This window comes from Ferruginibacter sp. SUN106, from assembly GCF_050611765.1.
GTDB lineage: Bacteria > Bacteroidota > Bacteroidia > Chitinophagales > Chitinophagaceae > Ferruginibacter.
In genome coordinates, this window is the sequence record NZ_JBODJC010000001.1 from 845,304 (window position 1) to 872,003 (window position 26,700).

Annotated in this window: 14 protein-coding genes; 3 read left to right on the forward strand and 11 right to left on the reverse strand. The window is 40.9% G+C overall.

Annotation, left to right across the window (positions count from 1 at the left end):
• The first annotated feature begins 79 nt into the window (after nucleotides 1–79).
• The 3 genes from ACQ334_RS03515 (at nucleotide 80) to sprA (ending at nucleotide 8,418) form a co-directional block, all read left to right on the forward strand.
• The gene (locus ACQ334_RS03515) at nucleotides 80–337 is read left to right on the forward strand and encodes a hypothetical protein (RefSeq protein ID WP_430986783.1); all 258 of its coding nucleotides are present in this window, start codon (nucleotides 80–82) and stop codon (nucleotides 335–337) included.
• A gap of 220 nt (nucleotides 338–557) precedes the next feature.
• Nucleotides 558–1,142 carry a Holliday junction branch migration protein RuvA gene (ruvA, locus tag ACQ334_RS03520; protein ID WP_430986784.1) on the forward strand — a complete coding sequence of 195 codons (585 nt, stop codon included), beginning with the start codon at nucleotides 558–560 and terminating at the stop codon, nucleotides 1,140–1,142.
• 85 nt (nucleotides 1,143–1,227) lie between these two features.
• Nucleotides 1,228–8,418, forward strand: a complete 7,191-nt coding sequence (gene sprA, locus ACQ334_RS03525) for a cell surface protein SprA (RefSeq protein ID WP_430986785.1) — start codon at nucleotides 1,228–1,230, stop codon at nucleotides 8,416–8,418.
• Between the two features lie 321 nt (nucleotides 8,419–8,739).
• On the opposite strand, the gene ACQ334_RS03530 is transcribed toward sprA, so the two are convergent.
• The 11 genes from ACQ334_RS03530 to ACQ334_RS03580 form a co-directional block, all read right to left on the reverse strand.
• Nucleotides 8,740–9,216, reverse strand: a complete 477-nt coding sequence (locus ACQ334_RS03530) for a hypothetical protein (protein ID WP_430986786.1) — start codon at nucleotides 9,214–9,216, stop codon at nucleotides 8,740–8,742.
• Nucleotides 9,217–9,390: 174 nt separating this feature from the next.
• A complete protein-coding gene (locus ACQ334_RS03535) occupies nucleotides 9,391–10,152 on the reverse strand; it encodes an SDR family NAD(P)-dependent oxidoreductase (RefSeq protein WP_430986787.1) in 762 nt (253 codons plus the stop codon).
• A gap of 156 nt (nucleotides 10,153–10,308) precedes the next feature.
• The gene (locus ACQ334_RS03540; RefSeq protein WP_430986788.1) at nucleotides 10,309–13,644 is read right to left on the reverse strand and encodes a PKD domain-containing protein; all 3,336 of its coding nucleotides are present in this window, start codon (nucleotides 13,642–13,644) and stop codon (nucleotides 10,309–10,311) included.
• A gap of 92 nt (nucleotides 13,645–13,736) precedes the next feature.
• On the reverse strand, nucleotides 13,737–16,349 hold the full coding sequence (locus ACQ334_RS03545; protein ID WP_430986789.1) for a PKD domain-containing protein: 2,613 nt from the start codon (nucleotides 16,347–16,349) through the stop codon (nucleotides 13,737–13,739).
• Between the two features lie 93 nt (nucleotides 16,350–16,442).
• A complete protein-coding gene (locus ACQ334_RS03550) occupies nucleotides 16,443–19,094 on the reverse strand; it encodes a PKD domain-containing protein (RefSeq protein ID WP_430986790.1) in 2,652 nt (883 codons plus the stop codon).
• A gap of 85 nt (nucleotides 19,095–19,179) precedes the next feature.
• Nucleotides 19,180–19,992 carry an alpha/beta fold hydrolase gene (locus ACQ334_RS03555; RefSeq protein ID WP_430986791.1) on the reverse strand — a complete coding sequence of 271 codons (813 nt, stop codon included), beginning with the start codon at nucleotides 19,990–19,992 and terminating at the stop codon, nucleotides 19,180–19,182.
• A 1-nt stretch (nucleotide 19,993) separates the two neighbouring features.
• Complete coding sequence (locus ACQ334_RS03560) at nucleotides 19,994–21,163, reverse strand: DUF4105 domain-containing protein (protein WP_430986792.1); 1,170 nt, start codon at nucleotides 21,161–21,163, stop codon at nucleotides 19,994–19,996.
• 219 nt (nucleotides 21,164–21,382) lie between these two features.
• A complete protein-coding gene (guaB, locus tag ACQ334_RS03565) occupies nucleotides 21,383–22,870 on the reverse strand; it encodes an IMP dehydrogenase (protein ID WP_430986793.1) in 1,488 nt (495 codons plus the stop codon).
• 199 nt (nucleotides 22,871–23,069) lie between these two features.
• Complete coding sequence (gene dprA, locus ACQ334_RS03570) at nucleotides 23,070–24,170, reverse strand: DNA-processing protein DprA (protein WP_430986794.1); 1,101 nt, start codon at nucleotides 24,168–24,170, stop codon at nucleotides 23,070–23,072.
• Nucleotides 24,171–24,214: 44 nt separating this feature from the next.
• The gene (locus tag ACQ334_RS03575) at nucleotides 24,215–26,146 is read right to left on the reverse strand and encodes an OmpA family protein (protein ID WP_430986795.1); all 1,932 of its coding nucleotides are present in this window, start codon (nucleotides 26,144–26,146) and stop codon (nucleotides 24,215–24,217) included.
• A 98-nt stretch (nucleotides 26,147–26,244) separates the two neighbouring features.
• Nucleotides 26,245–26,616: a hypothetical protein gene (locus tag ACQ334_RS03580; protein WP_430986796.1), complete on the reverse strand. Its 372-nt coding sequence runs from the start codon at nucleotides 26,614–26,616 to the stop codon at nucleotides 26,245–26,247.
• Nucleotides 26,617–26,700 lie beyond the last annotated feature (84 nt).

Genomic DNA, 26,700 nt, shown 5'->3' on the forward strand with positions numbered 1-26,700 from the left:
AGGACACTTACAGGACACTTACAGGACACTTACAGGATCTTCACGGGACTTTATCAGGACTTTATCGGGTTTCTACTTCATGGCAAATACAAGGCTGCGGCTATGCTGCTTTATTGTTAACTCACTTTGCACCCGTACCGGAGGTTATAAAAAGCCAACACAACTTGTCTTTCTCTTCTCCCTGGCCGCTGTTGTCACCAACCGGAAATTATTATTTATCCAGGTAGATGATCATAGCTATCATAACCATCATAAAAATCTGCGTTCCAATAAAAACACGCCGCAGGCGGTGTTATCCCCTTACTGGCATTCTATAATAAAGGCTTTTTTAAAATAAGCAGCTAGCCCGGGCTATGGGCAAGCTATTGCAACCAGCTTTATCCTAACCCTACCCAAAAAGCCCCCTTAAAAATACCTATTGCTATTTTAACAACGATGCTCACAAATTATTCCTATTTTCGCTATGTAAAAGTAGAGGTTAGTGTAAATTGTTTAAAGTGCGGAATTACTTAAGCCGAAACTCGTAACTAAAAAAACTCGTAACTCGTAATTAGGTAATGTACGCATATTTACAAGGGAAATTTATCGACAAAACACCGGCACAGGTATATGTAGATGTTAACGGGGTGGGATACGAGGTAAATATCAGCCTCAATACCTATTCGCATATTCAAAACCTCAGTGAAGGTAAATTGTACACTCACCTGCAGGTAAAAGAAGATGCACATGTGCTGTTTGGTTTTTTTGAAAAGTCGGAAAAGGAAATGTTTTTATTATTAATAGGCATTTCCGGGGTTGGAGCAGCTACTGCACGAATGATGCTGTCCTCCCTAAAACCCGAAGAAGTAAGCAGGGCAATTATTCAAAGCAACGTTAAGTTGCTGGAAAGCGTCAAGGGAATAGGAAAGAAAACTGCTGAACGTTTGGTACTGGAGCTTAAAGATAAACTCGGCAAACAATCTTTAAATGAAAGTATTTCACCCAATTGGGGCAATAGTTTGGAACAGGATGCGTTAAATGCCTTAGTTGCCCTCGGTATTTCAAGGCAGCAAGCAGAGCAATCCATCCAAAAAGTTATCCTGAACGAACCATCTGTATCTAAATTAGAAGATTTAATTAAAAAAGCCTTAAAAACCATTTGACAGAACTCTACGTTAATTGATTTACCGGATGTTGCTTATTAGAAAATTTTTTCCGAACATAATCTGCTGTGGGGTGCTGTCAGTAATGGGGGCACTATTTGCTGTAAATAAGGCTGCCGCCCAGGATTCATTACATTATCCTATACATGACAGGAGGGGTGACCCCGTTTCTGATCCTAAAAAAAATACGCTCGATCTTAAGAACCCTTCTAACCTGAGGGATTCTGTAGTATACGATCCTCAAACCAAAAGATATACCGTATATGAAAAAGTGGGTAATAAATATTACCGCACACCCACCACTTATTCATCCGAAGAATACTGGAAGCTCCGTGGCCGGCAGATGGAAATTGAATATTTTCAAAAAAGGGCTAACACCACCACCATACTTAACCGGGGCAAAATAAAACCCAAACTATCCATCTACGATAATTTATTCAACCGTTTATTTGGTAATGGAAAAATTAATATCACGCCGCAGGGTAATGTAGGTATCACTGCCGGTTACCAGGGCCAGAATATTAAAAACCCCACTTTACCAGAAGCTGCAAGAAAAAATGGTGGTTTCGATTTTGACCAGCAGATACAATTGAATGTAAATGCTGATATCGGTGGTAAATTAAAATTCCCAATCAATTATAATAACCTCGCCAATTTCGGGCAGGATAACCAGTTGAAATTAGATTATACCGGCCTTGATGATGAGATCATCAAACGTTTTGAACTCGGTTCTGTTTCTTTTCCCAGCCGCAGTACTTTAATACCAGGCGCACAGCAATTATTTGGTATAAAAACACAATTGCAATTCGGTAAACTTTTTGTCACAGCTGTTTTAGCTAATCAAAAATCGCAGCGGCAAACGGCCAATTTACAAGGTAATACTTCATCACAGTTATTTGAAGTAAAAGCCGATGAATACGAAGAAAACCGCCACTTCCTGGCAGCACAATATTTCAGGGCCAATTATAATAAGGTAATGTCTACCATACCTGCAGTAACTGCCCCAATCAAAATATTAAGAATGGAAGTTTGGGTAACCAATAAAACCGGCGCTACTGTAGAAACAAGAGATGTGGTAGGTTTAGCCAACCTGGGCGAAGATGGTAACCTTGTAAATCCCGGTATACCTACCAATGGCTCAAACGCATTATATTCCAGCATCATTTCCAATTCCAGTAACCGTAACCCTTCTGCAGTATACAATAACCTGATAAGCCTGGGCTTACAACCGGTGCAGGATTTTGAAAAGACCTATGCCCGTAAATTAGATTCCACGCAATACACTTTTCATCCTTCGGTAGGGTTTATTTCTTTAAGCCAGCCTTTACAAACCGATGAAGTACTGGCAGTGGCCTATCAATATTCTTACGCTGGAAAAATTTTCCAGGTGGGTGAATTTTCGCAGGACCTTCCCCCGGATAGTGCTTCAGCTACGCAAAAAATATTATTCTTAAAATTATTAAAAGCCACATCGCAACGCCCCAGCTTACCGATATGGAATTTGATGCTGAAGAATGTGTATGCCATTGGTTACGGTACCTTAACACCAACAGATTTTAAACTGGATGTATTGTACCAGGAGCCGGGCCTGGGTTTAAAAAGATATGTGCCATTTGGAAATAAAAATCCAGGTTTCCCAATCATTTCATTGATTAACCTGGACCGTTTAAATAACCAGGGCGATCCGCAACCGGATGGTGTATTTGACTATGTGGATGGATATACAGTGTTTCCACAGTTCAGCAGGGTAATGTTCCCGGTGCTGGAACCATTTGGGCGAGACCTGGCGCAGGGCATTTATACCAATCCCAATTCGCCTACCATAAAAGATACTTTGTATTATGCTTTATATGATTCCATAAAAGCGGTGGCGCAGCAATACCCTAACCTTAACCGTTTTGTGCTTAAAGGATCGGCAAAAATTTCGGGCTCCTCCGATATCAGTATCGGGTATAATATTCCCCGTGGTTCGGTAACCGTAACTGCTGGCGGAAGAACCTTACTGGAAGGCGTAGACTATGATATCAACTACGACCTGGGAACCATTAAGATTATTAACACCGCCATCATTAACGCAGGTTTACCGGTGCAGGTGAATTATGAAAATAATGCCGGCTATGGTTTGCAGACAAGAAATTACACCGGTTTAAGATTTGATTATAATGCTAAGAATACCGCTAAAGAACAACTTTCCTTTGGTGGTACACTGGTACGCCTTGGCGAAAGGCCTTTCTTCAACAAAACCAATATTGGCGAAGATCCTATCCGTAATACCATGTATGGCCTGGATGTAAATTATCGCAAAGAAACCCCACGCATTACCAAGTTATTGGATAAGCTGCCGTTTTACTCTACCACAGCACCGTCATCAATAAATGTATTTGCCGAAGGTGCCGCTTTAAAACCCGGCCATGCACCACAAATTGGTAAAGGGTCAAACGGAACTTCTTATTTAGATGATTTTGAAAGCAGCAAATCCGGTATCGACCTGCGCTTTCCGCAAAATATATGGACATTAGCTTCTACTCCTCAGGGAGCCACAGATGTTTCTGGTAATCCAAAATTTCCCGAAGCTGCATTAAATGATAATATTGATTATGGTAAAAACAGGAGCAAAATAGCCTGGTACCAGATTGAACAAACTTTACAACAATACAGGGGAGCTAATAATCCTCTCGGACCTGATCCTATCGAATTAAGTGATCCCAGGGTGCGCCAGGTTTATCAGAAAGAAATCTTCCCTCAGCGTACTACCGGCTTTGGCGAAAGCTTTTTACAAACCTTTGATCTTTCTTATTACCCTAACGACAGAGGACCTTATAATTACGATGATGTAAACGTTACCGCAAATGGTAAGTTAACACAACCCAAACAGCGTTGGGGTGGTTTAATGCGTAGTTTAGATCAGACCGATTTTGAAACCAGTAATATTGAGTTTGTTGAATTCTGGATGCAGGATCCTTATATCAATTCAGAAAAAAGGCCAACTGCCGATGCGTCAAACGGCGGTAAACTGTATTTTAACTTTGGTAATGTATCGGAAGATATTTTAAAAGATGGCAAAAGGTTTTATGAGAATGGTTTAAGTACACCAAATGCACCAGCCCCGGTAGATAATACCAATTGGGGACGTGTACCACGTAACCCGATACAGGTAACCAATGCTTTCAGTAATAATCCTGACGACAGGGTATACCAGGATGTTGGTTTGGATGGTTTGGATGATACAGCAGAAGTAAATAAACGCAGTGCCTACCTTAACCAGTTAAGAATCTCTTTTGGTGCCGGTTCAAAAGCTTACTTAGATGCTTTAAAAGACCCTTCAAGTGATAACTACCAGAATTACAGGGGCGATAATTTTGACCAACAGGGAACAGGTATACTTGGACGCTATAAGAATTATAACAGTCCCCAGGGTAACTCACCTATTGCTGATAATAACAGCACTTTTACTTCGGCCGCTACTTTATACCCCGATGCAGAAGACCTGAACAGGGATAATACCCTCAACCAGACAGAAGAATATTTTCAGTATATAGTAGATATTAAGCCCGCCAACCAGATGAATGTGGGCAGCAATTTTATTGTAGATAAAAAGGTAGTTGCCGTAAGCCTGGCAACTGGTAAAAGCAGGAATGAAACCTGGTACCAGTTCCGCATACCATTAGATGAGTACAACAAAAAGGTTGGTAATATTCCTGATTTTAAATCCATACGTTTTGTAAGGATGTTCCTTACAGATTTTGATGATAGTGTTACATTACGTTTTGGCGAATTACAATTAACAAGAAATACCTGGCGTAATTTTAATTACAAGATCGATACTTCGGGCCAGTACGCACCGGTGCCTAACCCCGGTACAGTGTTTACTGTGGGTGCCGTTAATATTGAAGAGAACGATAAACGTTTACCACTGCCTTACCGCACACCAAGAGAAATTGAAAGGCAGCAAACATTAAGCAGCAACGGTGTAAACCTTTTGCAGAATGAACAAAGTATGAGCCTGCAGTTTTGTAATATGGTTAAAGGCGATGCAAGAGGGGTATTTCAAACTTTTGCCAACCGGGACCTGCGGCAGTACAAGAAAATTGCCATGTATATACATGCAGAAAAAAAGAACAAGCTTACCACCTTAAATGATAAAGACCTTACTGCAGTAATCCGTATAGGAACTGATTTTGTAAATAACTATTACCAGATAAGGATACCATTGAATTTAACCAGTTTAGATGTGGCGAGTATGGATCCAAACTCTAATGCATACAACGATACCTTATGGCTGGGTTCTAACTCACTGGATGTAAACCTGCAGGACCTGATAAGATTAAAGCAAAACCGTAATGCAGACCCTGCTGCATTAATTACAAAAATATACCGGAAGACGCAGGCTAACGGACAGGAATACGCTGTAATTGGTAGTCCTAACCTGGCAGAAGTAAGAGGGCTTTTGATCAGCGTGGAAAACTCTAATCAGTCTGCAGGTGCCTGTGGCGAAGTGTGGGTAAACGAATTACGCTTAATATCGCTTGATGAAAGTGGTGGTTATGCAGCATTGGGCAGGGTGGATATGAATCTTGCCGACCTAGGTACCATATCCTTATCTGGCAATATACATACCGCCGGCTTTGGTACTTTAGAACAAAGAGTAAATGAAAGGTACAGGGATAACCTGAATCAGTTTGATGTATCTACCACATTGGAGCTGGGTAAATTATTACCTAAGAAAGCGGCCATATCGGTTCCGGTTTTTGCCAGCTATTCTCAGTCGGTAAGTAAGCCACAGTATGACCCGTATGATAAGGATATTAAACTGAATGACAAATTAAAATCAGCAAAGGATAAAGCGACAAGAGATTCTATAAAAAATGATGCGATAGATTTCACTTCTACTACTACGGTTAATTTTACCAACGTACGTAAAAACAGGACGGGTAATAAAAAACCTAAGATCTATGATATCTCCAATATTGATATCAGCTATTCCTACCTCAATACCAAAAGGCATAATCCTTTAATTGAAAGTGATGAGGTAACCAAACATCATGGTGGTATTGGTTATTTATTCAATCCGCAGCCCAAATATATTGAACCATTTAAAAGGATCTTCAAAAAAACAAAAACGCATTGGTTCGACCTGGTGAAGGATTTTAATGTAAACCTTATTCCTTCTACTTTAAGTTTCAGGGCAGATATTAACCGCCAGTTTGGTGCCATCAGGCCAAGAAGTGTGGGCGCATCTAAATATGCTATACCCGAAACTTATGACAAGTATTTTATCTTCCAGAGAGATTATATTTTACGCTGGAACTTTACCCGGTCATTAAATTTTGATCTTACTGCCACCAACAATTCAAGAATTGACGAACCTGCAGGAAGGCTGGATAACAAACAAAAGAAAGATAGCGTTTGGAAAAACTTTATGAAGGGTGGAAGAAATACTTTGTACAGGCACACCGCTAATTTTACCTATACTTTGCCTACGGCTAAATTCCCTTTACTGGACTGGACAACCGTTAACGTTAGTTACCAGGCCACTTACGGATGGATCGGCGCTTCACGCCTGGCAGTAAACCTGGGTAATATTATAGAAAATGGCCAGCAAAGAGAAGGAACCGCTCAGTTAGATTTTACCCGTTTGTATCAAAAGTCTAAATGGTTACGCCAGCTGGAACAACCTTCTAATAAAGATGACAGGGAAAAATGGAGAAACAGGATACAAAAAGTAAAAGACACTGTGACTTTAAAGAGCGGTAAAAAAGTGATCAAGACACGTAAGATAATTGACAGAACAGCGATGCCTTATGTTGGCGGTGTGGAAAAAGTATTTGGTAAATTATTAACCAGTATCAAACAGGTTGGGGCTACCATTTCTGAAAATGCCAATACCCGTTTGCCAGGTTATGCAGATAGTACAAAATATTTGGGACAGAACTGGAAGAGTATGGCACCAGGCGTAGACTTTATACTGGGGCGGCAACCCGATACTGCCTGGCTGAATAACGCCGCACAAAAAGGGCTAATAACGAAAGACACTACTTTCAACTCATTGTTTACGCAAAACTTTAACCAGACCATTACACTTACCGCACAGGTGGAACCCGTAAAAGACCTGACCATTTCTGTAAACCTTAAAAAGACCTTCAATAAAAATTATTCAGAAACTTTCCGCTACGCAGACACGAGTGGTGGTACCAATTATAAATTCGGGCACCTTAATCCCTATGCAGGTGGCGGTTTTGATATCAGCTATATCTCTTACAAAACCTTATTCGGTAAATTCGATCCTAACAGGGTTTCTGAAACCTTCAGAAAATTCCAGGATTACCGTTTGATATTATCGCAACGTTTAGGTAATGCCAACCCTTACAGTAAAGCGCAAGGTGCCGGAGCAGATGGTTATTATTATGGATACGGTAGATATGCAGTAGACGTATTAGTGCCTGCATTCATAGCAGCGTACACTGGTAAAGATCCTAACTCAGTGGCACTCATAAAACAAAGCAATCCAAATATCAGGTCTAATCCGTTCAGGGCAATTTTACCAAAGCCCAACTGGAAAGTGGATTATAACGGATTAAGCAGGGTGAAAGGGTTAGAGAAAATATTTACCAATTTCTCTTTATCGCATGGTTACATTGGTAACCTTAGTATGAATGGATTTACTTCGGCATTGTTGTACCAGGATGTTTCAAGATATGGTTACCCGTCTTTTTACGATACCTTATCTAAAAACTTTATTCCTTATTTCTTAGTACCTAATATTTCCATCGGCGAGCAATTTGCACCGCTATTAGGTGTGGATATGATGTTCACCAACCAGATGCAGTTTAAATTTGAGTACGCCAAATCAAGGCAACTGAGTTTAAGCCTGATCGATTTTCAGTTGAGTGAAGTACGTAGTTCTGAATTCAGTATCGGGGCCGGCTACAGAAAAAGAGGCATGAAATTATTAGGCGGTTTAACCTTACCTAAATTCCTGCAAAGTAAAAAACCTAACGCCAGCAAAACCAAACTGGAAAATGAAATTAATTTCCGCTTAGATTTTAAGATCAGGGATAATGTAACTGCTAACAGCCGTTTAGACCAGGATAATAATTTTGCCACCGGCGGTAGCAAAGAGATCACTATTAACCCTACAGTTGACTATTACCTTAGCAACAGGGTACAGATCAAATTTTACTTTGAACAACGAAGGGTAATTCCTTACATCTCGTCAAGTGCGCCTATTACCAATACAAGGGCAGGCGTACAGGTGAATGTTTCCTTAGCGCAATAACAATAATATTTTAAATGTATATTTTACAGTCCTCATCGTTTGGTGGGGACTTTTTAATTGACGAAGAGTCTCAGTGAGTGTTAACAGGAGAAAAATGTTCAATGCTCAATGTTCAATGCACAATACTCAATATAAAATACAAGTGCATCTTCCTTGAATATTGAAAGTTGAGCATTGAATATTGAACATTTCTTACTGCTCAATAGTAACGCAATGCCATTGCTTAATAATACCCTGAAACTTGTCATCACTTGCTTCTAAAACAAAAGAGTCCCGCATTATACAGGACTCTTTTAAATTATAACCAAGCAAAAAACAATTTTATTTAACTTTTTTCAGCAGCATAACATAGCCGCATAAATTCTTTTTCTTTTTATTTACCTGAACCGGTTTCATCATATGGTATTCAGAAAACTGTGGTATGTAAGAATAGCTGATCACATTGCCATCCACATCGCCCCACATCTTTTTCTGGTACACCACCTGCTTTTCGTTCCAGTCAAACATTCTTACTTCATATAGTTTTGAGGTAATATCGCCAATAAAAACAAACTGGTACCAGCTACCTTCTGTAAGCGGAACAATTACCGGCATTTCGTATTCGCTTTCCATTTCCATAGATGCCTCTTTAACCACGATAAAACCCTGCTTTGCCAATTCCTGCTTAATGCTGTCTGCCTGGTGGGCAATAGCCGGACTGGAGCATGGTTGCTGGCGTATTACATCCTGGGCATTAACCCGTAAAGCCGGTAAAATAATGGAAACAATAATGATGGATAAGGTTATAAGGCGTTTCATTGGTCTTTCGCTTGAGTAATAGGATATACAATTTTACAACTTTTTACCCGGTTTTCATAATTTTTTACGGTTACGGGTTAAGGTCGCCAATTGAACGCTATTTTTAAAGCCAATATTGTGCCACAGAAGTTAAATAAAATATATCCTGGTTATAAATATATTCAATTAGCTAATCTATTGATTTCTATTAAAATAAAAAGCGTCTGCCTGTTGGGTGGGGGTAATTATTAAATCGTTGATGCACACATGTGCAGGAAGGTGGCAGCAATAGAAAATGGTTTCAGCAATATCGGCACCTGTAAGCGGGGTAATGCCATTATATGTGGCAGCAGCCGTTGAAGCATCTCCTTTATAGCGTACCAAAGAAAATTCAGTTTCCACAGCACCCGGGTGTATGCCGGTGACTTTAATATTATGTTTTAAAAGATCGATACGCATGGCCCTGTTCAAAGCATCTACAGCAAACTTACTGGCGCAGTAGCCATTGCCTTTTTCATACACTTCTTTACCTGCAACAGAACCCATGTTCACAATATGCCCTTTTTTTTGTGCGATCATAAATGGCAATACCGCCCTGGTAACATATAACAGACCGTGCACATTGGTGTTTAGCATAGTTTCCCAATCGTTCATATTGGCATCTTCAAAACTATCCCTGCCCAGGGCAAGCCCGGCATTATTAATTAAGATAGTAATGGTTTGCCATGCTGCAGGCAAATTACTGATAGCGGTAAACACCGCTGCTTTATCCTGAACATCAAAACAAAGTGGTAATACCGAAATACTGTAAGCAGATTCAAGTGCTGCTTTTAATGTATCTAACCTGTCTTTTCTTCTTCCTGTAATAATAAGATCATGTTTGGCAGCTGCAAATTTCTCAGCGCAGGCTTTTCCAATGCCCGAAGTAGCGCCGGTAATTAATACGATATTATTCATGCCTGCAAATTACGCAGCAACGGGGTAATAAAAAAGTAGTGTTTAAGCCTGGATTTGTCTGGCATAACGTAATTGTATTTTATATTGAACATTGAGCATTGAATATTGCGCATTGAACATTTCTCTGTATTCTGCTACATCTGCGGGCCATTTTCCTTACTGCCTTATCAGCACCGCATACCCCTTCTTCTTTTTCACTTCCCCTTTATACGTTACTCCTTCCGCCATCCACACAAAGGTGGCAGGATCCTGCCCTTTACCACCATAAATGCCATCCCATCCTTTACCAATTTCGGTAGTGCTGTACACAAGGTTACCAAACCTGTTGTATACCCTGAAATAGCGAAGTTCCTTCATGCCCAGTAAAATGGGTTTTAAGATATCATTGTTGCCATCGCCATTAGGTGTAAATGCAGTAGGTACATACATATCCGGATCTACTTTAAACACATGCACCAGTATACTATCGGTGCCAATACAACCACCCGCCGATGTTGCAGTAACTACATACAAAATATCGCTTTGTGGTAAAGAAACAGGGTTGCGTATGGCAGGGTTATTCAACCAGGTGATGGGATTCCATAAATATGTAACACCACCGGTAGCATTTAAAGCTAAAGGTTCGCCCAATACTACGCTGGTATCTTTTGGCCCGGCATTGGCAATTACTTTAGAATATACATTTACCCAAACGGTATCTTTTACCGGCTTAGGGCAACCCAGTGTATCCGTAACTGCCACAATGTATCGTATGGAAGCAGTTGGGTTTACAGAACGGGGATTAGCAATATTGCGGTTATCTAAAAAAGTAGCCGGCGTCCATAAATAACTGCTGCCACCAGTGGCAATCAGCTGGGCAGAAAAACCGGGGCAAACCGAGGCATCCGGCCCTGCATTAGCAGCAGGGTAAGGCACTACTTTTATTGTTATATCATCCTGGCTCTGGCATTTACCGATATTGGCTACCAGGTGATAGGTAATGGTATTAAGTGGTTTGGTAAAAGGATGCTTCAATGTATCAAAGTCCAGGTAGGTGGAAGGCGTCCATTTGTAATGCAGGGCATCACTTTGTGTAGCGAGTAAGAAGCCATCAGTCTGGCAGATGGTGGTATCATTACCTGCAAAAAGCGTTACATGATCTTTTACATCTACAAAAACGGTATCATCGCTATGGCAACCAAATGCATCTGTTAGCCGTACAAAATATCTTGTAGGTACATCGGGGCTTACCAGCGGACTGGGCACTGTAGTGCTGCTGATCATATAATTGGGGCTCCAGGTGTAATTGCCGGTACCCGTAGTAGTGAGTTGCAAAGTATCGGTATTGCAGATGAGCGTATCGTTGAGTAAAGTAAGTGGTGGTGAAGGTTGAACAGTAACTATTAAACTGTCGCTTCTTGTTTTGGGGCAGCCGGTAACGCCAACAGCTACAGTATAAATGGTAGTAACACCGGGTGATGCAATGGGGTTTGCAATATTGGGATTACTTAAACCTGTTACCGGCGACCAGCTATACGTATTACCACCGCTAGCCGTTAATTGCGTGGATTGCTGACCGGTGCAGATAACCGGGCTTGGCCCTGCATTAGCTACCGCCAATGGCTTTACGGTAATTAATTTACTGGCCGTAGCCACACAATGTTTGCCCCAGGTAGTAGCAAGAATATAATTGGTGGTTACCGTTGGGTAAACTCTTGTTGTTCCGTTTGTGGGAGATTCTACCGTTGCCGCCGGGCTCCATTGCCAGCTTACATTGGGTGCATAATTACTGGTACCCGTTAAAGTTACCGTATCCTCCTCACAAATAGGGCTGGGGCCGGTAAAGGCATTGGTAAGATCGAACTTTGGCGTAACCGTTACCGAATCTTTACTGCTGCAACCGGCCAGGTTGGTAAGCGTAGCATAATATTTTGTGGCAGTGGTGGGAAATACTATTGGCGTTGCCGTATTGGCACCGATGATATTGGTATTGGGCAGCCAGTTAAAACTACCGGTACCTGTTCCCGTTAGTTGTATAGAATCCAGGCCGCAGTAAATGGTATCGGCGGGAAATACATCTACTATGGGAAGATCAGAAACAATGATATTTTTTGTCATAGTTTTTTCACAACCCTTGCTGTTGGTTACTTTTAGTTCAACAGTATAAGTGCCGGCCTGCGCATAGGTATAAGTTGTGGTTTTTAGATGGCTGGTATCTGAAAAGATAGGCGGTGGATCACCAAAGTCCCAGCGCCAGCTATCTATAGCACCATATGCAGTATAACTGGTGTCGGTAAATTGGATAGGTTGATTAACACAAAGTGCGGGAGAAGTTATAAAACCAGGTAAAAAACCAGGATAAACTCTTATTGTCCGGTATGCGGTATCAGTGCAAGGTTGTCCACGATTAATGATAAACCTTACAATGTATACGCCAGTGTCGGGATAAGTATAGGAAGGACTATTAAGTATTGAAGTATCTGCAAGAGTTGAAGGATCTCCAAAATCCCAAAATACATCATTAGCTCCTGAGCTGTTATGAAAAAAGTTTACAGTAAACCCGTCACAGGTAGTGAAACCAGGGTTCGGATTTGCTGTAGGTATATCGCAATCACTGACGTTCAACATAAAATCCTTTCTGTGATTACTGATTAAGACGCCATTTCTATATTCACTGATACAAACGCAAACAACATATTTGCCGCTAAGTGGTGGGGCTTTACCTGAAATAATACCAGTTTGTGTATTTAAAATTGCTAAAGAACCTAAAGGATTCGTTCCTGAAAATCCATTAATATAAGTTACGCTCTGATAAGGTGGAGGATTAGGATTTACATTGCCGGCGTTAATAGATACGCCTCTGTCAAAAGCATTGCAAAATGAATAAACCAATGAATCACCATCGGGATCATTGGCATGAAAATTTAATGTGAAAGGGCTGCCATGACAAACAGGCCCTAACTGGGTTACAAATTGAGGACTGCTATTATGGCCAACTGGCAATTGAGCCGTGCCGGGTATGTTGCATACATAAGAAGATCCTTCGCCTTGTCCCGCCGCAGGATTAAAAACATTGATTAAGGGGTTACTGCGGCAACAGGTTTGATAACAGGCAGTGTAACCATTTAAATTATCCGGTAAGTCTACAATTAAATCATAAAAACCAACATTGTAACTAATAGGTGGGGGATTATTCATGCAAGGCGGTGCAGGGTCAACAGGAACCGGGGTTCCAACGGGGCCATTTACAAGAAATACTGTGAAAGCCTGGCCCGGTCCCGGGTATTGGGCGTTGGTTCCGTTATCAAAAATACCTATAAATACACTTGGTGGCATTGCTGCCCCACCTGTAAGTTCGTCTCTGAAAAGTTTTAAAGTTATTTTGTAACTGCTGGTGCCGGGAGCTGTTCCAGGGCCTAAATAAACATATATCATTTCACCCCCTGCAATATGCGTAGCAAAGGCACTTAAAATTGACAAAGTAAAAAAGCAGGCTAATAGAATCTTCTTCATAAACGGCCCTGGCGTATCTGGTAGGGGCTAAAACTAACAAAAAACGCTGTCTTTTCAAAGGAGACAGCGTTGTAAACTATAAACATTTTGGGTTACCGTATCAAAACCACGTAACCCTTCTTCTTGATTTTAGTACCCTTGTAATCTGTTCCTTCGGCGTACCATACATATGTGGCAGGGTCTTGCCCTTTGCCGCCGTAAGTACCATCCCAGCCTTTTTGTGCATCACTGCCGCTGTACATCAGCTGGCCCCAGCGGTTGTACACACGAAAGAGGTCTAAAGATTTCATACCAATAATGATCGGCCGGAAATAATCATTGCTGCCATCGCCGTTGGGCGTAAAGCCACTGGGTACATAAATGCCGGCATCCAGTTTAAATAAATGCACCCTGATGCTGTCGTAATCAAAACAACCGGCATCGTTGCTCACTTTTACAATGTATTCAATATCGGCCTGTGGTAAACTTACCGGGTTGGAAATACCGATATTGGTAAGCCATTGTGCAGGGCTCCACAAATAGTGGGTGCTGCCGGTAGCTTGTAATAATAATGGCTGGTTCAGTACTACTGAAGTATCTCTCGGCCCTGCATCGGCTTTAATACGGGCAACAAAAACCACTACCGTATCTTTTACAGGTTTGGGGCAACCCAGTGTATCTGTAACTGTTACTGTGTATTTTATGTTGGCTGTTGGATTAACAGAAACGGGATTATAAATTAACCGGTTGTTTAAAAATGCTGCCGGCGACCATGAGTAAGAACTGCCGCCGCTGGCAATCAGCTGCGCCGATTTACCAAAACAAATGGTTTGATCAACACCGGCATCGGCATTGGGATAAGGCACCACTTTTACCCTGATAGTACTTTGTGCTACACATTTACCAATGCTGCCGATGACGGAGTAAGTTGTATTGGTAAGCGGTGTAGCCGTTGGGTTTTTTATGTTGGGATTATTTAAAGTATTGCCAGCCGGGAACTCCGTCCACTGGTAATGGAGTGCATCACTTAAAAGCCTTAGTACGATGGCATCTGTTTTACAAATAGTAGTATCATTGGGTGCAAACTGTGTAACCTGGCTTACCACACTTACCTTAACCGAATCGGAACCCACGCAACCATAAGGATCGGTAAGGGTTACATGATAAGTGGTGGTAACATCCGGGCTAACCAATGGGTTGCTGATATTGATATTGCTGATATTATAATTGGGATTCCATACAAAAGAACCGGTGCCGATAGCGTTGAGTTGTAAAGTATCAATGATACAAATTAAAGTATCGTTAGGCACAGCGAGGGCAGGTTTGTCGGTAATTAAAATAGTTTTAAGAACGGTATCTATGCAGCCTACACTGGAAGAAACAATTAATTGCACATTATAACTATTAGAGCTTACATATGTATGTGTCGGGTTTCGTATTGTAGATGTGTTTGTTCCTGAACCAATTTCTCCAAAGTTCCAACTCCAGTTGTTTATGGTACCATATGTCGCAGTACTGATGTCGTTAAATTGAATAGGAGTGTTTTTGCATTGACCGGTTACTGTAAAATCGGGATTAAAACCTGGGAAGAGTTTTAATTGTTTTGTCACAGAATCAACACAATTAGCAGAACCAGTTATAGATAATTTAACATTGTAAATGCCGGCTGCGGTAAAAGTATGTGTTGGCGTCTGAGCGTTTGATGTGTTCGCTGCGCCACTGGCAGGGTCGCCAAAATCCCAGGAATAAATACTTGGATTACCTGAACTGGCTTCTGTAAAAGTGACAGTAAGACTTTCGCAATTAATTGGAGCAAAGGTAGGGTTCGCAGCAAGTGGCGTACAAGTGTTTACTGCCACAATTAAGTCTTTTCTATGAGTGCCGATGTATTGTCTGTTTTTATACTCAGATACACAAACGCATAAAACATATTTACCCGATGACGGAGCTATACCGGAAATGATACCAGTTCGTGGGTTTATTGTTACCTGTGACCCCATTGGAGAACTTCCCGTATATGGGGGGGCATAATTTACTGAGCCATATGGCGGGCCAACCGGGTTTTGAAAATCTCCTGCATCAGCAGCTCCTCCATTATAGGCATTACAGAAAGTATAAACTAAAGAATCTCCATCTGCATCAGTGGCACTGAAATCAAGATTGAATGGAGAATTTGCGCAAATCACCGAAATAGGTAATTTGTATTTGGGGCAATTATCCGTTAGTGGTAATGGCAATGTACTTAACCCCGGAACAATACAGCTATATGTTGCACCCTGGTTAGTAACTATGTTAAATGAATTCTGACGACTAAAAGTTTGAAAGGCAACAGTGTAACCTAAATTATTATTGGGCAACTCAATGGTGAAAGAATAAGTCTTATAAGTGTAAAGTAAAGTTGTGTCACCTGTAATACACGGAGATACGGTAATTGGCACGGGCAATTTTCCTGAGAAATCTTCAATTGCAAGCCAATTACTATTATTGGCAGAACCCGGTATTTTTTGGCCATTATCATTATTGAATACACCAACTACATATTGATTTATTAAATCAGCACCTCCTGCATCTCCTTTTAAAAGCAATAACCTTATTCTATATTGTTTGGAGTTTGGCGACGACCCAGGACCGATATATTCATACCGCATTTCACCACCAATTATATGGGTGGCAAAAACAGTAAAAACAGAAAACGAAAGTATTATTATAAGTAAGGATTTCTTCATACACAACTATATAATATATCAGACCTAAAAATAATGCAAAACGCTGTCTTTTCAGTAAAGACAGCGTTTTAAAACGTTAAAACAACATTATTATTACCGTAACAACATTACATATCCCTTCTTCTTTATTTTATTATTCTTGTAATCGGTGCCCTCGGCATACCACACATACGTGGTGGTTTCCTGTTTTTTACCAGCAAAACTGCCATCCCAGCCCTGGGCGCCGGTACCGCTGTATACCAGCTGCCCCCAACGGTTAAACACTTTAAATAGGTCCAGCGAACGCATGCCAATCAATATCGGGTGAAAATAATCGTTGTTACCATCACCATTGGGTGTAAAGGCATTGGGTACATAAATGCCGGCATCCAGTTTAAAAAGATGCACCATAATACTGTCGTAATCAAAACAGCCGGCATCGTTGCTCACTTTTACAATGTAACGGATATCGCTTTGCGGCAATGCTACGGGGTTGGCAATACCGGTGTTGCTGAGCCATTGCGCCGGGCTCCATAAATAATGGGTACTACCTGTGGCATTTAATGCCAGCGGCTGGTCCAGCACTACCGAAGTATCAGAAGGGCCGGCATCAGCTTTTATTTTCGCCACAAAAACAATTACAGTATCTCTGCCGGGCTTGGGGCAACCCAAAGTATCGGTTATGGATACCACATATTTTATATTGGCAGTAGGGTTGGTAACAGTGGGATCAGCAATCAGACGGTTATTTAAAAATGCAGCCGGGCTCCAGGAATAAGAGCTGCCGCCACTGGCAAAAAGTTGTGTTGAATTGCCGAGACAAATAGTTTGGTCTGCACCGGCATTAGCTGCCGGGTAAGGCACTGCCTTTATAGTGATGCTGCTTTGGGCCATACATTTACCGATACTGCCCACCACATGGTAAGTAGTGTTGGTAACAGGGGTGGCAATGGGATTTTTTATATTGGCATTACTGAGTGTATTGCCTGCCGGGCTTTCCGTCCATTGATAGGTAAGGGCATCGCTGACTAAATGTAATATTACGTTATCAGTTGTACAGATGGTGGTATCGTTAGGTGCAAATTGCGATACCTGGCTCACCACATTTACTTTTACAGAATCTTTTGCTGTGCAACCTATGTCATCAGTAAGGGTTACACGATAAGTGGTAGTTACATCGGGGCTTACTAATGGGTTGCTGCTGTTTACACTGCTGATATTATAATTAGGTGACCAGGAAAAAGCCCCGGTGCCAATAGCATTCAGTTGTACAGTATCAATGGTACACATCAAAGTATCATGGGCAAGGCTTAAAGACGGGCCGCTGGTGATAAGGATTGTTTTCAGTACCGTATCAATACAACCTTTATTATTGGCAACAATAAAACGTATATCATAACTGTTGGCGGCGCTGTATACATGCGTGGGGTTTTGCAGCGAAGAAATATTGTTGCCCGTAGCCGCATTAAAATCGCCGAAATTCCAGTACCAGAAATTTACATTGCCATAGGTAGAAGTGGTGAGGTCGGTAAATTGCACCGGCGCATTGGCGCATTTATTTTCCAGTTTAAAATCGGGCTTAAAAACAGGGTACACTTTAACGATAGACGTGGTGGAATCGGAACAGGAAAGCCCCCTGTTAACCACCAGTTTCAATACAAAATCCCCGGCCCCGCTGTACGTATGCGAAGGAAACTGCAGGTCCGAAGTGTTATTTACACCACTGGCAGGGTCGCCAAACTCCCAGTAAAAACTTTGTATGATATTTCCGGTAACACCATTGCTGAAGCTCATATCAAAATCATCGCAGCTGTAATACTCCGGTTCCAGTAAAGCTTTGGAAGAAACACAATCGGCCACTTCAATATGCAACGATTTTCTTACTTCGCCTCTTTTAATCGTAGTGCCTTTGATGAATTCGGTTACGGTAACAGTAAGCACATATACTCCTGAAGCGTCCGGTGCTATACCACTTACCATACCTGTGTAGGGGTTGATCTTTACGGTTCTTCCCAAAGGTTCACTGCCGGTATAAGGCGCCTGGTATTCTGCCGAATTATAAGGCGGAGGAAGCGATACTTCATTGGCGCAACTACCACCGGTACCACCATCGGGTGTGCCGGCATAGGCATTGGTAAATGCATAGCTTAAAGAATCATTATTAAGATCGATTGCCCCGAAATTGTAAGTAAAATAATTGCCCCTGCAAATAATGGCTGTATCATTCTGGGGAAAACGGGCACTTGAATTGGTGGGGCATAAGGGGCTGGCAGCATTGCCGGGAATATTCACCGTCCAGGTATCTCCCACAACAAAAGTGGGTTGCTTAAGATTGATAATGCCCGAAATGCGGCAGCAACGCTGGTAAGAAATAGTATAACCATAAGCCGTAATGGGCAATTCTTTTATAAATTCATAGGTAGTTATTTTGTAGCAAATGGGTGCAGGTAAAGGGCTTACGCAGGGGTGGCATTCAGCAGTAGGGCAATTACGCATATTTACCGAATCGGGTGAGCCGATCACCTGCCGCTCCAGCAACAAATTACTGGCCGCACTAAAAATACTGATGACTACAGTAGGGCAATATTGCGCCGGGTTATCTAAAACGCATTTGGTATATATTTTAAGGGTAATTCTGTAACGGGCACTATTGGGGCTGCTGCCAGGGCCTAAATAAGTGTAATACATCCAGCCGCCCTTGGTATGTTCGGCCATTGCCGTATAAGCCATCACAATAAAAAGCAATGATGTAAAAAGCTTTCTCATTAACACTGAATTATTGTAAAGGCAGGTCAAGTAACTATGCAGCTGGCTGATAGTAATGGTTCCTGTACTTTAAACGATATAAAATTTATTCTGGTTGCCCTTGTAAAAATTCCAGCAATGCAGCATTGGCTTTGTCCGCTTCTTCCAACATACCCATATGTGCGCTATTGCGTAATATGTATATGTACGATAGATCGGGTAAATAAGATTGCTGCAGACCTTGTGCAAAAGGCACTGCCTGGTCATGTTCTCCAATAATAAACAAGACCGGGGCTAAAAAGTTTTTAAGAATGGCGGTTCTGTCGGGCCGGGCAATCATGGCCTGGTAGTATTTAATTAAGGCTTCGGGGGTGAAGTTCCTGGATTTTTCTACGAGTACGTCGATATAGGGGGCTGACGGCTTGAAGCCGTCCTGACCCTGAAAGAACAAACCGGGGATAGCTGTTCTTAAAAATTCGTAAGCACCATTGCTTTCAATAAAACCAATGGATTTTAAACGGGCGGCTTTTTTATCTTCACTATCTGCAAAAGCAGAAGAGTGGAATAAGCCTAAACAATTTAATAGTTGCGGATATTTTTCGGCAACAGCTAAAGCGATATAGCCGCCCATACTGTGACCTACCATACTTATTTTGGAAGAAGGATGAAGTTCAAGCCTTGTAATTTCGTTTATTACATCAGCCATTCCTTCAATGCTCATGTCGGCAATTAAATCAGATCTGCCTGAACCTGGTAAATCAGGAATGATGAGAGTAAAATAGTCTTTTAAAAAATCAATTTGCTTTTCCCATATATCACCATCTTCGCCAAAGCCATGCACCAGTACAACGGGCTTTCCTGTGCCGGTAATGCGGTAAAAAATAGTAGCGTTTTGATATGAAATATTTTTCCGTAACATATTAATTGTTTTCAAAAAAAACTTTTGTGGCGCTACGGTAGATCAATAGTAATACAAAGGGAATTAAGGAGACATTTAAATGTTGTTTTAAAAAGAACCAGGCCAGCAATACCATTACCATGGCTACTGAAGTAACGGCAAAATATTTTTTCACCCAGTCTTTTTTACTGTTAACAAAAAATGCTACGAGTATATGTGTAGGCCATGCCCACAATAAATTAAAATTATTTTTTGTCATGCTGTGGTCGGTGCCAAACCACATAAAAATTAAAATAATTCCCAACAGCCCGGTTAAAAAGAACAGGAGGCCATCAAAACCCTGGGTAAATCTTTGCGCAAATTTATTTTTTGATAAACTGATCAACGCAATTATTACCAGCAATAAACTAAATACCACTAAAGGGCTAAAGAATGATTTTGAATCCGATGTGGTATTGATGGTATATAAATTCTGATGCGAAAGAATTAAAGGATGACTGGCGCTGTCTAAACTTGTCATCAGGTTGTCCGGTAAAAACTGCATTTGCTCAGCCGTCATTACTTTATCACAAGGCTGGCCCAGTAAAATATCAATGCCCAGTTTACTCCATTGTTTATCGTTTTTATCCAGGTACTGATAAATAGCCTGCCTGAATGTGGTACCCAATGGCATTACCGGTTTAATGGTAAAAGAAGAGTCATGGTTTTTCTTGAGGATATCCCTTAGTCTAGTAGTGCAGTTATCAAAAAAGAAATCGTATTTATAATAGCGGTTTTCTTCCCGTAGATTATTATTCAGGAAATTTTGAATAGTAATTTTTTCGGCCGCAGTTAAATCCAATACCTGCTCAGTAATACCCCTGTTGGTAGATTGATAAGTATCCCGGAAATCCTGGAAACCTTCGGCAGAAACATAATATAATAATTTTCCTTGTACGAATTTTAAATAAAAGCCATCATCATCAAAATTAAAAGTGCCGTAATTGTACACCACATCCCTGAAATTATCATTGAATGATTTGCTGCTATCAACAATTCTGTAAGCACTATGACCGAATGTAGCATACAATTCATCCCCGGGAGCGCAGGTGAGCAGAGAAATTCTTAAGTGAGAAGAATCCTGCGCAAGAGCACCAAACTTTGTTAATGCTAACAGGCAAATGAAGAAAAGAGATTTTAATAGTTTATTCATTGAGATCTGATGGGTATTATTGATCGGCTCTAAAAAAATGTTCAATGTTCAATACTCAATGTACAATTTTCAATGTAAGTCAACTCTCTGATAATGCCACCATCTGGCATAAATTCAAAGTATTATACCATGCGTTTCTATTGAACATTGAGTATTGAAAATTGGGCATTGAACATTTCCTTTCCTCTTCCATAATCAGTTCTTTCACCTAAGCAGTGGTTACCTGCTGTAATTCGGAGCTTCTTTAGTAATATCAATATCATGTGCATGGCTTTCTCTCATACCAGCATTGGTGATCTTAACAAAAGTGGCTTTTTGTAATTCAGTAATATTCTTTGCACCACAGTAACCCATACCTGCACGTAAGCCACCGGTAAACTGGTGTACCACTTCCCTTAAATACCCTTTAAAAGCCACACGGCCTTCAATACCTTCAGGTACAAATTTTTTCACATCATCTTCCACATCCTGGAAGTAGCGGTCGCTGCTGCCCTGGGCCATAGCACCTAAGCTGCCCATACCGCGGTATTGCTTGAATTTGCGGCCTTCATAAATAATGGTTTCACCGGGGCTTTCTTCGGTACCTGCAAAAACATTACCCATCATTACACAACTGGCACCGGCGGCTAATGCTTTTACCATATCGCCGGTATACCTGATACCACCATCGCTGATGATACCTACTTTTTTATTTTTTAATGCTGCAGCAGCTTCCATTACAGCTGTTATTTGAGGAACACCTGTACCTGCTACAATCCTGGTAGTACAAATAGAGCCGGGGCCAATACCCACTTTTACCGCATCAGCTCCTGCTTCGGCTAATGCTTTTGCGCCGGCTGCAGTACCCACATTACCTGCAATTACCTGTATGTGTTTGTATATCTTTTTAATTTCTTTTAAAGTATTGATCACTCCTTTGGTATGGCCATGTGCACTATCCAGGCAAATTACATCTACACCAAAGCTATTTAGTGCAGCTACTCTTTCCAGGCTGTCCTTAGTAATACCAACACCGGCACCTACAAGCAGGCGGCCCTTGCTGTCTTTTACTGCATTGGGATTAGATTTTAATTTTAAGATATCGCTGTAGGTAAATAACCCGATCAGTTTGCCCTGCTTATTTACAATAGGCAATTTTTCAACCTTGGTTTGTTTAAATAACTGTTCCGCTTTTTTAATATCGGTGCCTTCCGGAGCAGTGTATAAATTCTCTTTCGTCATGGCCGTACTCACTTTTGCCTTGTAATTGGTTTCAAAGCGTAAGTCACGGTTGGTAAGTATGCCCACTAATTTATGTTGTGCATCCACAATGGGAATACCGCCGATCTTATTCTCTTTCATCAGCCTTAAAGCCTCGCCAATAGTGGCATCTGGCGTAAGGGTTACGGGGTCTACAATCAGGCCGCTTTCGCTACGCTTTACTTTACGTACCTGTTCGGCCTGCTGTTCTATACCCATATTTTTATGCAGAATACCCAATCCGCCTTCCCTGGCCAGGGCTATAGCCAATGATGCTTCCGTAACGGTATCCATTGCTGCACTCAGCAGGGGTACATTCAGCGTAATGGTTTTGGTGAGCTGGGTTTTAATTTCCACTTCACGTGGTAAAATCTGGGAATAGGCGGGCATTAGTAGCACGTCATCAAACGTTAAGCCTTCGCCGAAAAATTTAGTTGATTTGTTGGAGGAGTAATTTCTTATTGCCATGTGCAAAGATAAAGGGCAAAGTTGAAACTACAAAGTTGGAGGTAAATATGGTCTTGTTTTGAATAACGCCATTTCTTTTTGTGCCCGATAATTCGTTACTGAGTTTCCCATTTGGCTGTAAGTGCATAAAAAATGGTACTTACAGCCAAACCTAAAGGTTGTTCCGGATGAAATAAAAACCGGTATAACTGCAATATTTTTACACCAGCTTATATACCTTCCCTGGCAGGGAAAGTATCACATTCTGCATTTCCAGCATCAGTAAAGCCTGTGCTACAGCACTGCTGCTTAAACCGCTTCTAAAATACAACTCATCAATTTGGATATTTTCCCTTTGTTGTAAAATAGTTGTGATGATTTTTTCATCGGGCGTAAGTTCAATAAATAATTCCCGCTGCTTTTTTTGTTGCAGTTTTTCTTTGGGTACCCAGTTCATCAGTTCCACCAGGTCGGCGGCACAAGTAATTAATGAAGCTTTATTTTGCCGGATCAGGTAATTGCAGCCTTCGCTTTTATTATCGGTGGTTTTACCGGGAATGGCAAATACATCTTTATTGTAGCCATTGGCTAATTCGGCAGTAATTAAAGAGCCGCCCTTTTTGCCGCTTTCAATTACTACTATGGCATCGCACATACCTGCTACAATACGGTTGCGCTTGGGAAAGTTTTGTTTATCGGGATTAGTATTGCTTATAAAATCTGTAAGCAGGCCACCCTGTTCCGTCATTTGCTTGGCAAGGTTTTTATTTTGAGTGGGATAAATTCTGTCTAACCCATGAGCCAGCACGCCAACAGTAGGCAGGTTATTTTTTAAAGCAGCCCTGTGTGCAATGGTATCAATGCCAAAAGCAAGGCCACTTGTTACCAGTATGTTTTGTTCTGCCAGGTCTTCAATTAATTTTTCACAAACAAATTTGCCGTACTCGCTGTTACTCCTGGTGCCTACAATAGAAATAACTTTAGCGGTATTTAAGTCGGCTGTGCCACGGTAATATAATAAGGCCGGGCTATCATAAGCATTTAATAAACGTTGCGGATAATTTTTATCAGTAAGAAATAAAGGAGCGATCTTATATTTCTCTATAAATTTTATTTCCTCTTCACAACTGGTAAAGTCTATAAAGCTTTTGATGCTGTTAGCCCTTACCGTTCCCACACCTTCAATAGCTTCCAGCTCCTTTTTCTTTGCCTTAAATATAGTATGGGCATCACCGTAAATGTTTACTAATGCTTTGGCATGCACATCGCCAATATTGGGTACAAGGGTTAGGGCAATCTGGTATAGTAAGTCGTTAGTCATTAGAAAAGCAATAATAAAAAAATCTTTTTATTATTCAGTCATTTCTAATTACTAATTACAGATAATTCTGTTCTCCTGTTCTGCGATTTACCGGTATCGGTAGTATTATCAGCCATAGGCTTTGTAGCGCCGAATCCTTTAAAACTAAGTCTTGCCGGCGCAATCCCTTTGCCAGATAAATAATCCACCACTGCTTTTGCCCTGTTGTTAGATAGTGTGAGATTATCTTTTGCCAACCCAACATTATCAGTATGGCCGTCAATCTCAATTCTCAGTTTAGGGTTATCGTTTAGTAACAATACCACTTTGTCTAATTCTGCGATTGATTCCGGTTTCAGGTCAAATTTTTTGGTGTCGAAGAAAATATTTTTCAAAACAATGAATGCTCCTGCTTCAAGTGGTTGCAGTGGTATGTCTTTGTGAAAAACTGAATCAGCAGTGTTGGCATCCAATGCAAAATTATCTGAATAAAATAAATAACCTCTACGGTTTACATTAAACGCATAATCTTTTCCTACGGGTAAAGTAGCCAGGTAATTGCCTTCCTCATCGGTTTGTATTTTACTGATGGTGTTCCGGGTTTTTAAATTGATCAGTTCTACAGATGAAGGCAATCCTGCCATTGTTTTTTTATCAAATACTTTTCCGCTTACCCACAATGTTTTCAGCGGACGGATATCTTCTCTCATTTGAAAAGTGTACAGATCGAGTCCTCCTTTTCCATCAGCACGGTCACTGGCATAGTAAGCAGTTTTTGCATCGGCTGCTACAATTAAAGACCCTTCATCGTCGATGGTGTTGATAGGATAGCCAAGATTTTCTGCTTCCAGCCAGGAAGTATCACTTACTTTTTTTGTAAAGAACAGATCGGTAGACCCATAACCCGGACGTCCGTTGCTGTTAAAGTATAAAGTTTCATTATCGGCATGCATAAAGGGGCAACTCTCATCCCCGCTGGTATTAACGGCGGCGCCCAAATTTTCAGGGCGGCTCCACTTTCCTGTTAGCGAGCGATGAGTAACCCAGATATCCCTGCCGCCAAAGCCACCTGCAACAGCGCTGGAAAAATACAGGTCTCTTTTGTCAGGAGATAGCGAGGGCGAAGATTCCCAAAAATCGGTGTTCACCATCGGACCTAAATTTTCAGCTTCGCTCCAGCCATTTTTTGTTTTGTAAGAAATGTAGAGGTCACATTCGCCCTGGCCTTCGGGGTAATTGCAGCCTGCAAATATTATCCATTGCCCATCCTGAGAAATGCATTGTGCACCTTCATTAAAATTGGTATTTACTTTACCGGCTAATGGTTTTGCCTTACTCCATTTACCATCTGCAAAATTGCTTTCATAAAAATCCTCATCACTATTTATCCGGCGTGTAAATACCATTTTGCTGCCATCAATCGTAAGAGAAGGATAATATTCCAATGCAGAAGAATTAATACTGTCTCCTAAGTTCTGTGGTGCAAACACATAGTTCTTTACAGGATGAGTTTTATCATAATTTAATGCAAACTCGTAAGTGGTTTTTCTGAAGTTGCCGGCAGCGATGCTTTTTTTATTCAGCTTTTCGTCGGTCAGAAATTTATTGACTGCATCTAAGGCCAGTTGAAATTTTCCTGTTCCTGCTAATGAAATGGAGTAGGGGAGCAGGTAGTCTTTTGAATATACCGAATCAAGTGCAAAAGCCTGTTCATATCCCGTTATAGAAGAATCGTACTTTTTTAAAGTACCATAAATTGCTGCTTTTGAAATATAAGCATCTACTAATTTAGGATCTAGTTTTATTGACTCGTTAAGATAGCGGATAGCAGCGTCATAATTTCCTGCAACGCCCTCGTTAATGGCTTGTCCATAAATATCACCGGCTTTTTTATTTACTTTTTCAGGGTCGTACCATTGCGCAGTACAAAAACTGATAACAATAAATTGAAGGCTTATAGTAAGAAAAAATGGAAGAATATATTTTTTAGTAAGCATCTGTTTTATTTCAATTATTGAAGATAAAACGAAAACTGCTTATTATTAGTGTACGGGGATTTAATAACAAGCTTTTATAGTTTCAATTCTTTGTGTAGCTAGGGGCACTGCCTGAAAAAAAGTTTTTTGCCGTACCTGGTTTCCCAGGTGCTCCTGGCTGTATCGTTGCTGTTGATGACCAGTATGCCTATACCAGCCCTGTTGCAGCTGTCTTTGTACATACCGCAGATAGTGTCGCAAATGGTATTAGCGTGAATTGCATAAGTAGTATCAATTTCCAGTACAACAGTATCATTATTGTTATAAGCCAGAAATGTATGCCTGCTACGTGTACTGTCTTTATACAACCAGAATGCGGTTCTTTCGTAGCATGGATCTAATACAGCTTGTTTGGATGTTGCAATAAAACTGATAGCATAAAAGAGGATGCCAATAACTAAGATGGTACTATATAATATTTTTCTTTTCATACGAAGAATAGCTTACAGTAAGCAGGCTTATCATTACGGCTATTAATAAATCTACCCAGTCAAAAGTAAACCGGGCTGAAAAAA

What these genes read in the sequence shown, in the direction of transcription:
- ACQ334_RS03545 (WP_430986789.1), bottom strand. Translation starts at nt 16,349, where the DNA reads ATGAAGAAATCCTTACTTATAATAATACTTTCGTTTTCTGTTTTTACT.
- guaB (WP_430986793.1), bottom strand. Translation starts at nt 22,870, where the DNA reads ATGGCAATAAGAAATTACTCCTCCAACAAATCAACTAAATTTTTCGGC.
- dprA (WP_430986794.1), bottom strand. Translation starts at nt 24,170, where the DNA reads ATGACTAACGACTTACTATACCAGATTGCCCTAACCCTTGTACCCAAT.
- ACQ334_RS03515 (WP_430986783.1), top strand. Translation starts at nt 80, where the DNA reads ATGGCAAATACAAGGCTGCGGCTATGCTGCTTTATTGTTAACTCACTT.
- ACQ334_RS03555 (WP_430986791.1), bottom strand. Translation starts at nt 19,992, where the DNA reads ATGTTACGGAAAAATATTTCATATCAAAACGCTACTATTTTTTACCGC.
- ACQ334_RS03575 (WP_430986795.1), bottom strand. Translation starts at nt 26,146, where the DNA reads ATGCTTACTAAAAAATATATTCTTCCATTTTTTCTTACTATAAGCCTT.
- sprA (WP_430986785.1), top strand. Translation starts at nt 1,228, where the DNA reads ATGGGGGCACTATTTGCTGTAAATAAGGCTGCCGCCCAGGATTCATTA.
- ACQ334_RS03550 (WP_430986790.1), bottom strand. Translation starts at nt 19,094, where the DNA reads ATGAGAAAGCTTTTTACATCATTGCTTTTTATTGTGATGGCTTATACG.
- ACQ334_RS03560 (WP_430986792.1), bottom strand. Translation starts at nt 21,163, where the DNA reads ATGAATAAACTATTAAAATCTCTTTTCTTCATTTGCCTGTTAGCATTA.
- ACQ334_RS03530 (WP_430986786.1), bottom strand. Translation starts at nt 9,216, where the DNA reads ATGAAACGCCTTATAACCTTATCCATCATTATTGTTTCCATTATTTTA.
- ruvA (WP_430986784.1), top strand. Translation starts at nt 558, where the DNA reads ATGTACGCATATTTACAAGGGAAATTTATCGACAAAACACCGGCACAG.
- ACQ334_RS03535 (WP_430986787.1), bottom strand. Translation starts at nt 10,152, where the DNA reads ATGAATAATATCGTATTAATTACCGGCGCTACTTCGGGCATTGGAAAA.
- ACQ334_RS03580 (WP_430986796.1), bottom strand. Translation starts at nt 26,616, where the DNA reads ATGAAAAGAAAAATATTATATAGTACCATCTTAGTTATTGGCATCCTC.
- ACQ334_RS03540 (WP_430986788.1), bottom strand. Translation starts at nt 13,644, where the DNA reads ATGAAGAAGATTCTATTAGCCTGCTTTTTTACTTTGTCAATTTTAAGT.